Raw genomic sequence first — 12,042 nt, 5'->3', positions numbered from 1 at the left:
CATCTGTGGAAATGGAGGGCACTCCCGGGGAGTGCCCAGTGCCGTCGGCGCGGCAGCGAAGAAGGCATTCTACCCGGAAATGCCGGCGAGAAAAGACGCCTCATTCACCACTGCTGGCACGTGCGACATAGGTGGCCGGATTGACCTGGCGACCGTTTTTCTTTACCTCGAAATGCACATGCGGACCGGTCGAGCGTCCGCTGCTGCCAACCAGGGCGATGACCTGGCCTCGCTGCACGAGGTCACCGACCTTGACCAGGTTGCGCTGGTTGTGGGCATACAGGGTCGAGTAGCCATCGGCATGACCGACCTCGACGGTCCAGCCGTAGCCGGACTTGCGCCCGGCCCAGGTCACCACCCCGGTGGCCACCGCGACGATATCGGTGCCGCGCTTGGCAGCGAAGTCGATGCCCTTGTGATCGCGGGCCCGGCCGTGAAACGGGTCACTGCGCCGACCATAGCCCGAGGACTGGTAGCCACTGAGCACCGGCCGGCCGGCCACCTGGCTCGCGTCCTCGCGCTGGCGCGTTGCCAGCACGTGCTCCATCGCTTCCAGTTGCTGCTCGCGGCTGTCGAGGCGCGCCGCCAACGCATCGAGGCTGCCGAGCACCTCGCTGCCGCGGAACGCTTCGCCGTCCAGCAGTTCGTCCGGCCCGCCCTGCCCCACCGGCTGGGAGAAGTCGAATTCATCGCCATCCAGATCGGCCAGTTCGCTCAGCCGCTCGCCGAGGGCATCGATACGGATCATGCGCGCCTGCAGCTCGGCCAGGTGTACGCCCAACGCGTCCAGCTCGCGCTGGGCGGCGGCGCGTGCCTCGGCCAGCTCCTGCGGCAGAACACCGTTCGTCTCGCTGACCGGCTCGCCGGGAACCACCGGCAAGGGCTCGGGTCTCATCCAGGAGCCCAGTACAATGCCTGCAGCCAGACTGCAGCCCAGCAGGAGAGTGGCAAGCAACAGTCCGTGGCGTGGCGCCAGCGTCAGTGAACGTGCCGCACCGTGGCGACGACTCATGAAGATGATATGCATGGAGCATTCCGCAAGAAGAATCGGTGCGACCGTTCTGCTACGATGGCCACTCGGTTATTTCCAGGCGTCCTGCCATGTCTTTTCGTCCCCTGCCGGCCCGAGCTCCCGCGGCACTGCTGCGGGAGACGAAAACGCTCAAGAGCTTGTTCGGCGAGGCGCAGCGTCTCGCCCATCTGCAACAGCTGCTGGAAAGCCAGCTACAGCCGGCGGCCCGCCCCCACTGTCGGGTGGCGACCTGGCGTGAAGGCTGCCTGCTGTTGATCGTCACCGACGGCCAGTGGGCCACCCACTTGCGTTACCAGCAGAAGCGCCTGCTGCGCCAGCTGCAGAATCTCAAGGAATTCGAGAACTTAACGAAGATCCTGTTCAAGATTCAACCAACAGCTGCCGAAAGGCATGCCACCGGTCGAAATCTGCAACTCTCCGCCAGCGCCGCCGACACCCTGCGCACCGCCGCTAGCAGCATCGACGACCCGCAACTGCGCGCCGCCCTGGAGCGCCTGGCCAGCCACACCCGACCACCGGACTGAAGCGCGCAAAAAACGCGGACAAAAAAAAGGCCACCTGACGGTGGCCTCAAGAGAAAGGGAGAGTCTTGCTTCAGCCGGCAGCTGCCGGGCGCATGTAGGAGATCGGCGCGGTACTGGCGTCTTCAAAGGTCACCAGCTCCCAGGCGTCCTTTTCGGCAAGCAGGGTGCGCAGGAGGCGATTGTTCAGGGCGTGACCGGACTTGTGGCCGCGGAACTCGCCGATCAGGCTGGTGCCGAGCAGGTACAGGTCGCCGATGGCATCGAGGATCTTGTGCTTGACGAACTCGTCCTCGTAGCGCAGGCCGTCTTCGTTGAGCACGCGAAACTCGTCGACCACGATGGCGTTGTCCACGCTGCCACCCAGGGCCAGGTTCTGCGAACGCAGGAACTCAATGTCGCGCATGAAGCCGAAGGTGCGTGCGCGGCTGACTTCCTTGACGAACGAGGTGCTGGAGAAGTCGACGCAGGCATGCTGGGTACGACCGTGGAACACCGGATGATCGAAGTCGATCTCGAAGCTCACCTTGAAACCATCGAACGGCAGGAAGGTGGCGCTCTTGCCATCCTCCTCCACGGTCACCGGGCGCTTGATGCGGATGAACTTCTTCGGCGCTTCCTGCTCCTGCAGACCGGCAGACTGGATGAGGAACACGAAGGGGCCGGCGCTGCCGTCCATGATCGGCACTTCCGATGCCGACAGTTCGATATAGGCGTTGTCGATACCCAGGCCAGCCATGGCCGAAAGCAGGTGCTCAACGGTATCCACCTTGACGTCACCCTTGACCAGCGTGGTCGACAGGGTGGTCTCACCGACGTTCTCGGCCCGAGCCGGAATCTCCACCATGGGGTCGAGATCGGTGCGGCAGAACACGATACCGGTATCCACCGGGGCCGGCTTCAGGGTGAGATAGACCTTCTCCCCCGAGTGCAGGCCGACGCCGGTGGCGCGGATGATGTTCTTCAAAGTGCGTTGTTTGATCATGGCTTTGGCCGTATCTGCACAAGTTGTGAACTGTTCTCAGTAATGGCGGGAATGATATCAGAGCCCGCCTTTACTGAACACCAATCACACCAATACTCCTGATATAGAAACTCAATCAGCCTGCCGGCGCAGGAAGGCCGGAATATCCAGGTAATCGAGGTCTTCCTGGGTACTGAGCTTGACCGCCGGGGCGGCGCCACCGGTACCCTGACTGCTGCGCATCACGGTCGGACGCTCGAGGTCGCGGTAGTTCACCGACGCGCCCTGCGGAGCCGGGGTGGCGGCCGGGGCGTTGTCGACCACCTTGGTCGGCTTCTCCATGCGCGCGCCGAGGCCGGTGGCGACCACGGTGACGTGCAGCTCGTCGCGCATTTCCGGATCGATGACCGCACCGATCTTGACGGTGGCGTGTTCCGAGGTGAACTGCTCGATGATGCTGCCGACTTCGGTGTACTCGCCCAGCGACAGGTCGAGGCCGGCGGTGATGTTCACCAGGATGCCGCGGGCGCCCTGCAGGTTGATGTCTTCCAGCAGCGGGTTGCGGATCGCCGCCTCGGCTGCCTCGCGGGCGCGATTCGGGCCGCTGGCGTGGCCGGTACCCATCATCGCCATGCCCATCTCGCTCATCACGGTGCGCACGTCGGCGAAGTCGACGTTCATCAGGCCGGGGCGCTGCATGATGTCGGAGATGCCGCGCACGGCACCGGCCAGCACGTCGTCGGCCTTGGCGAAGGCGGACAGCAGGCTGGCGTCCTTGCCGAGGATGGTCAGCAGCTTCTCGTTGGGGATGGTGATCAGCGAGTCGACATGCTCGGACAGGGCGCGGATGCCCTCGTCGGCAATCTGCATGCGCCGGCGTCCCTCGAAGGGGAACGGACGGGTGACCACCGCCACGGTGAGGATGCCCATTTCCTTGGCCACCTCGGCGATGATCGGCGCCGCACCGGTGCCGGTGCCGCCGCCCATGCCGGTGGTGATGAACACCATGTTGGCGCCCTGCAGCACCTCGGCAATGCGCTCGCGGTCCTCCAGCGCGGCCTGGCGACCGACGTCGGGATTGGTGCCGGCACCGAGTCCCTTGGTCACGTTCATGCCCAGCTGCAGGATGGTCTTGGCATCGACCTTCTTCAGTGCCTGGGCATCGGTGTTGGCACAGATGAAATCGATGTCGTCGATGTTGCTGCGCAGCATGTGATTGACGGCGTTGCCGCCACCACCGCCGACACCGATGACCTTGATTACCGCATTCGACTCAACGTTATCGACTAATTCGAACATTTTCCCTCTCCTTTCCCTTTTTTCTTGTCCAACCGACCTGACAAAGCTGTGGCCGACGGTCAGAAATTGCCCTGTACCCAGCGCTTCAGGCGCTCGAATACGGGCGGTTTGCTCTCTTCGCTGCTGCCGCCACTGGCGGAATAGCTCGGCGATCCCTGCTTGCGCAGGCCGTACAACAGCAGACCGACCCCTGTCGCATAGGCAGGGTTGCGCACGACATCCTCCAGGCCCCTGACACCTTGCGGCAGGCCCAGACGTACCGGCATGTGAAAGATTTCCTCGGCCAGCTCGACAGCACCTTCCATCTTCGCGGTGCCACCGGTAATCACGATCCCGGCCGGGAGCAGGTCCTCGTAGCCACTGCGGCGCAGTTCGCCCTGCACCAGCGAGAACAACTCCTCGTAGCGCGGCTCGACCACCTCGGCCAGTGCCTGGCGCGACAGCTCGCGCGGCGGACGCTCGCCGACGCTCGGCACCTGGATGGTCTGCCCGGCACCGGCCAGCTTGGCGAGGGCGCAGGCATAGCGAATCTTGATCTCCTCAGCATACTGAGTCGGCGTGCGCAGGGCCATGGCGATATCGTTGGTGACCTGGTCGCCGGCGATCGGGATGACAGCCGTGTGACGGATCGCACCCTCGGTGAAGATGGCGATGTCGGTGGTACCGCCGCCGATGTCCACCAGGCACACCCCCAGCTCCTTCTCGTCGTCGGTCAGCACCGAGTCGGACGAGGCCAGCTGTTCGAGAATGATGTCGTCCACCTCGAGGCCGCAGCGGCGTACGCACTTCTCGATGTTCTGCGCCGCATTCACCGCACAGGTGACCACATGCACCTTGGCTTCCAGACGCACGCCGGACATGCCCAGCGGCTCGCGCACGCCTTCCTGGTTGTCGATCACGTAGTCCTGGGCCAGCGTATGCAGCACCCGCTGGTCGGCCGGGATCGCCACCGCCTGGGCGGCATCCAGCACCCGCTCGATATCGGCGCGATTCACCTCGCGCTCGCGGATGGCGACGATGCCGTGGGAGTTCAGGCTGCGGATATGGCTGCCGGCCACGCCGACGAATGCCGAGTGGATCCGGCAGCCGGCCATCTGCTGCGCCTCGTCGATCGCATGCTGGATGGCCTGTACGGTGGACTCGATGTTGACCACCACGCCCTTCTTCAGCCCCCGCGAGGGATGGGTGCCGATGCCGACGACTTCCAGCTGGCCATCGGCCGCTACCTCGCCGACCAGCGCCACCACCTTGGAGGTGCCAATATCCAGGCCGACGACCATTTTGCCGCTTTGCGCGCTTGCCATGATCCCAGTTCTCTCCTCAAGTCACTGCAGGGCCCCGGTGTTCGCACCGGGAACCGGCGCCGCCGGCATCTCGCGCCACGCCACGGCCAGGCCGTTGGGGTAGCGCAGATCGACGCGCGCGATGTTCGTATTGTGTTCTTTCAGGGTCTTGTCGTAGACGCTGACGAAGCGGCGCATCTTTTCCACCACGTGGTCGCGGCCGAGCAACAGTTCCAGCCCCTGGCCAGTGGTGAGGAACCAGCTGCCGCGCTCGCGCAGCTCCAGACGCGCCACCGTGAAGTCCAGCGGCCGCAGCAACTGGCTGAGCATCTGGTACTGCTGCATGATCTGCTGCTGGGCGCGTCGCGGCCCCCACAGCGTGGGCAACTGCTCGTAGCCACCCAGCTCTCCCGGAGCGAAGGCCACCCCCTGGTTGTTGAGCAACGCCTCGTCGCCCCAGCGCGCCACCGGCAGTTGCTCCTCCAGGCGGATCAGCACCTGATCGGGCCACACCCGCCGCACCTCGGCCTCGGCAATCCAGGGCATCTGCTCCAGCTCGCGGCGCATGCTCGCCAGATCGACACTGAAGAAGCTGGCGTCCACGAAGGGGGCCACCCGCTCCGCCACCGCCTGGCGACTGACATAGTGCAGGTCGCCCTGCACGCTGACCCGCGCGATCGGCTGATCGGCGTAGGGCAGCAGACGCTCGCTCAGCTCATAGGCAGCAAAACCCAGGCCAAGCAACATCAGCGGCCAGGTGAGGCGCTTGAGCCCACTCAGCGACAGCCGTGGCATACGCAGGCGCAGAGGTTCGCGCACCACCATGCGGCTGGCCCCGCGAGGGGCCGGCTTGCGCAGCGGGCCAACCGGGCCCGGACGCTGGTGACGCAGCAGCGCGATCATGAATCAGCTCCTTGCCTCCAGGCTGTCGGCGAGGATCGCCAGCACCAGGTGCTGGAAATCCAGGCCGGCCGCCCGGGCGGCCATCGGGACCAGGCTGTGATCGGTCATTCCCGGAACGGTGTTGACCTCCAGCAGCCAGAATTGCCCACCGGCATCCTGCATCACGTCGGCGCGGGCCCAACCGCGGGTACCGACCGCTTCGCAGGCGCGCGCAGTGAGCGCCTTGAGTTCCTCTTCCTTGTCCACGTCCAGACCGCAGGGGATCTGGTAGCGGGTATCGTCGGCCAGGTACTTGGCCTCGTAGTCGTAGAAGCTGTGGGTAGTGCCCAGGCGGATCGGCGGCAGTACCTCACCGCGCAGCATGGCGATGGTGAACTCCGGCCCGCTGATCCACTGCTCCACCAGCACCTGCGGGTCGTGGCGGCGCGCGTCCTGCCAGGCCGCGAGCAACTGCTCGAAGCTTTCCACCCGCGCCATGCCGATGCTCGAACCCTCGTGGGCCGGCTTGACGATCAGCGGGAAACCCAGCTCCGCGGCCGCCCGCTCGCAATCGGCGGCGCTGGCCAGCACCGCATGGCGCGGCGTGGGCAGACCGAGGCTCTGCCACACCTGCTTGGTGCGCAGCTTGTCCATGGCCAGCGCCGAGGCCAGCACGCCGCTGCCGGTGTAGGGAATGCCCAGGCACTCGAGCAGGCCCTGCATGCTGCCGTCCTCGCCACCGCGGCCGTGCAGGACGATGAAGGCGCGATCGATCTTCTCGCCCGCCAGACGCTGCAGCAGGTCGGCGCCGACATCGATGCCGAAGGCGTCCACGCCGGCGCCCTGCAGGGCCGCCAGCACCGCCGCACCGGACTTCAGCGATACCTCGCGCTCGGCGCTCTTGCCGCCGTACAGCACGGCGACGCGACCAAAAACGGCGGGATCCAGGTTGAGGGACAGGGTGTCGGTCATGCCGGTTTCCTCTCGGCGCCCGCCTCTGGGGCGCTGAACAACGGGTTACTGATCAGTTGTGGAGCGACGCCGCCGATGTCGCCGGCACCCTGGCAGAGCAGGATGTCGCCGGCGCGCAGCAGCGGCTTGAGCAGCGGCGCCAGGTCGGCACCGCGCTCGACGTAGATCGGATCCAGCACGCCGCGCTGGCGGATGCTGTGGCAAAGCTGGCGGCTGTCGGCGCCGGGGATCGGCTCCTCGCCGGCCGGATAGACCTCCAGCAACAGCAGCACGTTGGCCTCGCCGAGCACCTGGACGAAGTCCTCGTAGAGGTCGCGGGTGCGGCTGTAGCGGTGCGGCTGGTAGACCATCACCAGGCGGCGCTCCGGCCAGCCGCCGCGCACGGCCTTGATCACCGCCGCCACTTCGCGCGGGTGGTGGCCGTAGTCGTCGACCAGCATCGCGCTGCCGCCTTCGACCGGCAGTTCGCCGTAGACCTGGAAGCGTCGGCCGACGCCCTGGAAGCCGGACAGGCCGGCGACGATGGCCTCGTCGGCAATGCCCTCGTCGGTGGCGATGGCGATGGTGGCCAGGGCATTCAGCACGTTGTGGTTGCCGGGCATGTTCACCGACACGTCGAGCGGCTCGCGGTCCTTGCGCAGCACGGTGAAGAAGGTGCGCATGCCCTCCTGGCGCACATTGATGGCGCGCAGGTCGGCGCCCTCGTCGAAGCCGTAGGTGACCACCGGTCGGGCCACCTGCGGGAGGACTTCGCGCACCACCGGATCGTCGACGCAGAGCACCGCCAGACCGTAGAACGGCAGGTTGTGCAGGAACTCGACGAAGGTCTTCTTCAGCTTGTTGAAGTCGCCGCCATAGGTGCTCATGTGGTCGGCGTCGATGTTGGTGACCACCGAGACCATCGGCTGCAGGTGCAGGAAGCTGGCGTCGCTCTCGTCGGCCTCGGCGATCAGGTAGCGGCTGGCGCCGAGCTGGGCGTTGGTGCCGGCAGCGTTCAGGCGGCCACCGATCACGAAGGTCGGATCGAGGCCGGCGGCGGCGAACACCGAGGCGAGCAGGCTGGTGGTGGTGGTCTTGCCGTGGGTGCCGGCCACCGCGATGCCGTGGCGGTAGCGCATCAGCTCGGCGAGCATCTCGGCGCGCGGCACCACGGGAATGCGCCGTTCCAGGGCCTGGGCGACTTCCGGGTTGGCCGGATTGATGGCGCTGGACACCACCAGCACGTCAGCCTGGGCGACGTTCTCGGCGCGGTGGCCGAGGAAGATCTGCGCACCGAAGCTTTCCAGCCGGGCGGTCACCGGCGAGGCCTTGAGATCGGAGCCGGACACCTGGTAGCCGAGGTTGAGCAGCACCTCGGCGATGCCGCACATGCCCACCCCGCCGATGCCGACGAAATGGATGCGGCGGATGCGGCGCATGCGGCGCAGCTCCGCCGACGTGTTGAGGGGCGCCTCAGCCATGGGCCACCTCCAGGCAAATGTCCACCACCACGCGGGTGGCGTCGGGCTTGGCCAGGCGGCGGGCGATGGCACCCATGGCCACGAGTTTTTCACTGTGCATCAGGACCTCGGTCAGCTGCGCGGCCAGACCGGCCGCGTCAGTCGCATGTTGCGGCAAAAGCACGGCAGCGCCGGCCTTGGCCAGATATTCGGCATTGCGGGTTTGGTGATCGTCGATCGCATGGGGCAGCGGCACCAGCAGCGACGGCAGACCGGCGGCCGCCAGCTCGCTCACGGTCAGCGCGCCGGCACGGCAGATCACCAGATCGGCCCAGGCGTAGGCGCGGGCCATGTCGCGGATGAACGGCACCACCTCGGCGTCGACGCCGGCCTCTTCGTAGCGCGCACGGGTCAGTTCGGCGTGCTGCTTGCCGGCCTGGTGGTAGACCTGCGGACGCAGCGTCTCGCCCACGAGGGCCAGCGCCGCCGGCAGCAGCTTGTTGAGCGGTTCGGCGCCGAGGCTGCCGCCGAGCACCAGCAGGCGCGCCGGGCGCCCGGCCAGTCCTTGCCGCGGGGTCTCGAGAAACAGCTCCTCGCGCACCGGATTGCCGGTGGTACGGCGCTTGCGACTGGCGGCAAAGGTGTCCGGAAAAGCCTCGCAGACCTGACTGGCGAAGGGCGCCAGGCCACGGTTGGCGGTACCGGCCACGGCATTCTGCTCGTGGATGATCAGCGGCACCCCGGCCAGCCGGGCGGCGATGCCGCCGGGGCCGGTAACGAAGCCGCCCATGCCCAGCACACACACCGGCTGCAGCTCGCGCAGCACCCGGCGCGCCTGCCACAGCGCCTTGACGATCTGCAGCGGCGCCTTGAGCAGGGACAGCGCTCCCTTGCCCCGCAGGCCACTGATCTCGATGCGGTGCAGCGGCAGGCCGGCCTGCGGCACCAGCTCGTTTTCGATGCCGCGCGGCGTGCCCAGCCAATGCACTGTGTAGCCGCGCGCCTGGAACTCGCGGGCGCAGGCCAACGCGGGAAACACGTGGCCACCAGTGCCGCCGGCCATGATCAGGACGTTACCGGGCATGGCGCGGCTCCTCCTCGGCAAAATCCTCTTCGGTAAATTCCATCTCGGCATTTCCCAGCTGGTTGCGCCGCTCCCAGTCGATGCGCAGTAGCAGGGCCAGGCTGATGCAGCAGACCACCAGCGAACTGCCGCCGTAACTGAGGAACGGCAAGGTCAGACCCTTGGTCGGCAGCAGGCCGACGTTCACGCCGATGTTGATCAGGAACTGGCCGATCCAGAGGATCGCCAGACCGTAGGCCACATAGGCGGAGAAATACTGCTGGGCCTTCTCGGCGCACAGGCCGAGGTACAGGGCGCGCAGGGTCACCAGCACGAACAGCGCCACGGTGAGCAGCGCGCCGACCATACCCAGCTCCTCAGCAAGCACGGCGAAGACGAAGTCGGTATGCGCCTCGGGCAGGTAGAACTGCTTCTGCACGCTGTTGCCCAGGCCCACGCCCAGCCATTCGCCGCGTCCGAAGGCGATCAGTGCCTGGCTGAGCTGGTAGCCGGCGCCGAACTGGTCGGCCCAGGGATCGATGAAGTTGGTCAGGCGCTTGAGGCGGTAGGCCTGGCTGGTCATCACCACCACGCCGATCACCACCACGCCAACGACCATCGGCAGGAAGCGCAGCAGGCTGACGCCGCCGAGAAACAACATGGTGATGCCGGCGCCGACCAGCACCACGGTGGCGCCGAAGTCCGGCTCGGAGAGCAGCAGGCCGGCCATCAGGCCGAGCACGATCAGCGGCATGAGCAGACCCTTCCATTTGTGCTGCACGTCCGCCTGCCGGCGTACCAGGTAGCCGGCCAGATAGATCACGGTGAACAGCTTGGCCAGCTCGGAGGGCTGGATGTTGGCGATACCGAAGCCGATCCAGCGCCGCGCGCCGTTGACCTCGCGGCCAATGCCCGGCACCAGCACCAGCACCAACAGGACCAGGGCGGTGACCAGCAGCTTGCCGCCGTTTTTCTGCCAGGAGGACACCGGCACCAGCAGCACCACGCCGGCGGCAGCGAAGCCGATGGCCAGGTAGACCAGGTGGCGGATCATGTAATACAGCGAATTGCCCGACTGCGCCGCCGCTACCTCGGACGAGGCGGAGGAGACCATCACGAAGCCGAGACCGAGCAGCGCCAGGCAACCCGCCAGCAGCGGGAAGTCCAGATCGACGCCGCGGCGACTCAGCAGCGGTGACGGGTTCAGGCGCAGCAGGGCGCGCATCAGGGCAGCTCCTTCACGGCCTGGGCGAACAGGCGGCCGCGCTCTTCGAAGTTCTTGAACATGTCGAGACTGGCGCAGGCCGGCGACAGCAGTACGGCATCACCTGCCTCGGCCAACTCGACGCTGCGCTGCACGGCCTCGTCGAGGCTGTTGACCCGCAGCAGCGGCACCACCGCCTCGCCATCCTCGCCCTTGAGCGCCTCGGCGATCAGCTCGGCATCGCGACCGAGCAGCACCACCGCACGGCAGTACTTCGCCACGCCGGCGCGCAGGGGGGTGAAATCGGCACCCTTGCCGTCGCCACCGGCGATCAGCAGCAGCTTGCCGTCGATCTCCGCACCCAGGCCGTCGATCGCCGCCAGTGCAGCACCGACGTTGGTCGCCTTGGAGTCGTCGTAGAAGGTCACCCCGGCGCGCTCGCGCAGCCACTGGCAACGGTGCGCCAGGCCGGTGAAGCCGCGCAGGGTATCCAGCATCGGCGCCAGCGGCAGGCCGACGGCATGGCCGAGGGCCAGCGCCGCCAGGGCATTGGCCTGGTTGTGGGCACCGCGGATCTTCAGCTCGCGCACCGGCATCAGCCGGGAGAACTGGAAGGCGAGGAACTTCTCGCCCCCCTCCTCGAGGATGCCGAACGACTTGAAGTCCGGCTTGTCGAGGCCGAAGCTCCAGCACGGCACCTGGTCGGCGATCAGCGGCCGCGACAGCGGGTCCTGGCGGTTGATCACCACTTGGCGGGCACCGCGGAACACCCGGTGCTTGGCCAGATGATAGGTCTGCAGGCCGCTGTAGCGATCCATGTGGTCATCGCTGACATTCAGGCAGGTGGCCACCTCGGCGTTCAGCCGTTCGGTGCTTTCCAGCTGGAAGCTGGACAGTTCGAGCACGTACAGCTCGACGTCGTCGGCGAGCAGGTCCAGCGCCGGGGTGCCGAGGTTACCGCCCACCGCCACCTTCTTGCCGGCCGCCGCGGCCATCTCGCCGACCAAGGTGGTCACGGTGCTCTTGGCGTTGGAGCCGGTGATGGCCACGATCGGTGCCTTGGCATGGCGCACGAACAGGTCGATATCGCCGGACAGTTTGACGCCGCGGGCGGCGGCTTCCTGCAGTGCTGTGGTGGCCAGCGGCAGACCGGGACTGACGTACAACTCGCTCGCGCGGCAGAGAAAGTCCACATCGAGCGCGCCGCAGCGCACCTCCACCTGAGGAAACTCGGCCTGCAGGGTGGCCAGTTCCGGCGGGCTGTGGCGAGTGTCGACTACCGCGAAGGGCACGCCCTGGCGGGCCAGGAAGCGCACCAGCGACATGCCGCTCTTGCCGAGGCCGACAACGATGCGGAACTGGTCGGAAGCGATCAGTGTCAT

General features: G+C 66.8%; 11 protein-coding genes. 1 reads left to right on the top strand and 10 read right to left on the bottom strand.

The window, feature by feature from the left end; translation table 11 throughout:
- Positions 1 to 100: 100 nt before the first annotated feature.
- The gene (locus tag BMZ19_RS01835) at positions 101 to 1,027 is read right to left on the bottom strand and encodes a M23 family metallopeptidase (protein ID WP_090306007.1); all 927 of its coding nucleotides are present in this window, start codon (positions 1,025 to 1,027) and stop codon (positions 101 to 103) included.
- A 74-nt stretch (positions 1,028 to 1,101) separates the two neighbouring features.
- On the opposite strand from BMZ19_RS01835, the gene BMZ19_RS01830 reads away from it, so the two are divergent.
- On the top strand, positions 1,102 to 1,557 hold the full coding sequence (locus BMZ19_RS01830; protein WP_090305997.1) for a DUF721 domain-containing protein: 456 nt from the start codon (positions 1,102 to 1,104) through the stop codon (positions 1,555 to 1,557).
- Positions 1,558 to 1,627: 70 nt separating this feature from the next.
- Here BMZ19_RS01830 and lpxC read toward each other — a convergent pair whose 3' ends face one another.
- The 9 genes from lpxC to murD all read right to left on the bottom strand — a co-directional run bounded on the left by lpxC (position 1,628) and on the right by murD (position 12,042).
- The gene (gene lpxC, locus BMZ19_RS01825; protein WP_090305994.1) at positions 1,628 to 2,539 is read right to left on the bottom strand and encodes a UDP-3-O-acyl-N-acetylglucosamine deacetylase; all 912 of its coding nucleotides are present in this window, start codon (positions 2,537 to 2,539) and stop codon (positions 1,628 to 1,630) included.
- A gap of 111 nt (positions 2,540 to 2,650) precedes the next feature.
- Positions 2,651 to 3,817, bottom strand: a complete 1,167-nt coding sequence (ftsZ, locus tag BMZ19_RS01820) for a cell division protein FtsZ (protein ID WP_090305991.1) — start codon at positions 3,815 to 3,817, stop codon at positions 2,651 to 2,653.
- A 59-nt stretch (positions 3,818 to 3,876) separates the two neighbouring features.
- Positions 3,877 to 5,121: a cell division protein FtsA gene (gene ftsA, locus BMZ19_RS01815; RefSeq protein ID WP_090305989.1), complete on the bottom strand. Its 1,245-nt coding sequence runs from the start codon at positions 5,119 to 5,121 to the stop codon at positions 3,877 to 3,879.
- A gap of 21 nt (positions 5,122 to 5,142) precedes the next feature.
- A complete protein-coding gene (locus tag BMZ19_RS01810) occupies positions 5,143 to 6,003 on the bottom strand; it encodes a cell division protein FtsQ/DivIB (protein ID WP_090305986.1) in 861 nt (286 codons plus the stop codon).
- A gap of 3 nt (positions 6,004 to 6,006) precedes the next feature.
- Entirely contained in the window at positions 6,007 to 6,954 is a 948-nt protein-coding gene (locus BMZ19_RS01805) for a D-alanine--D-alanine ligase (protein ID WP_090305983.1), read from the bottom strand.
- On the bottom strand, positions 6,951 to 8,414 hold the full coding sequence (gene murC / locus BMZ19_RS01800) for a UDP-N-acetylmuramate--L-alanine ligase (protein WP_090305979.1): 1,464 nt from the start codon (positions 8,412 to 8,414) through the stop codon (positions 6,951 to 6,953). Before murC ends, BMZ19_RS01805 begins: the two co-directional genes overlap by 4 nt.
- Positions 8,407 to 9,477 carry an undecaprenyldiphospho-muramoylpentapeptide beta-N-acetylglucosaminyltransferase gene (gene murG / locus BMZ19_RS01795; RefSeq protein ID WP_090305976.1) on the bottom strand — a complete coding sequence of 357 codons (1,071 nt, stop codon included), beginning with the start codon at positions 9,475 to 9,477 and terminating at the stop codon, positions 8,407 to 8,409. The genes murC and murG overlap by 8 nt, the downstream gene beginning before the upstream one ends.
- Positions 9,467 to 10,681, bottom strand: a complete 1,215-nt coding sequence (gene ftsW / locus BMZ19_RS01790; protein ID WP_090305973.1) for a putative lipid II flippase FtsW — start codon at positions 10,679 to 10,681, stop codon at positions 9,467 to 9,469. The genes murG and ftsW overlap by 11 nt, the downstream gene beginning before the upstream one ends.
- A complete protein-coding gene (murD, locus tag BMZ19_RS01785) occupies positions 10,681 to 12,042 on the bottom strand; it encodes a UDP-N-acetylmuramoyl-L-alanine--D-glutamate ligase (RefSeq protein WP_090305970.1) in 1,362 nt (453 codons plus the stop codon). Before murD ends, ftsW begins: the two co-directional genes overlap by 1 nt.

The organism is Pseudomonas linyingensis (assembly GCF_900109175.1).
Taxonomy (GTDB): domain Bacteria; phylum Pseudomonadota; class Gammaproteobacteria; order Pseudomonadales; family Pseudomonadaceae; genus Geopseudomonas; species Geopseudomonas linyingensis.
This window is presented reverse-complemented; position numbering and strand designations above follow the sequence as displayed.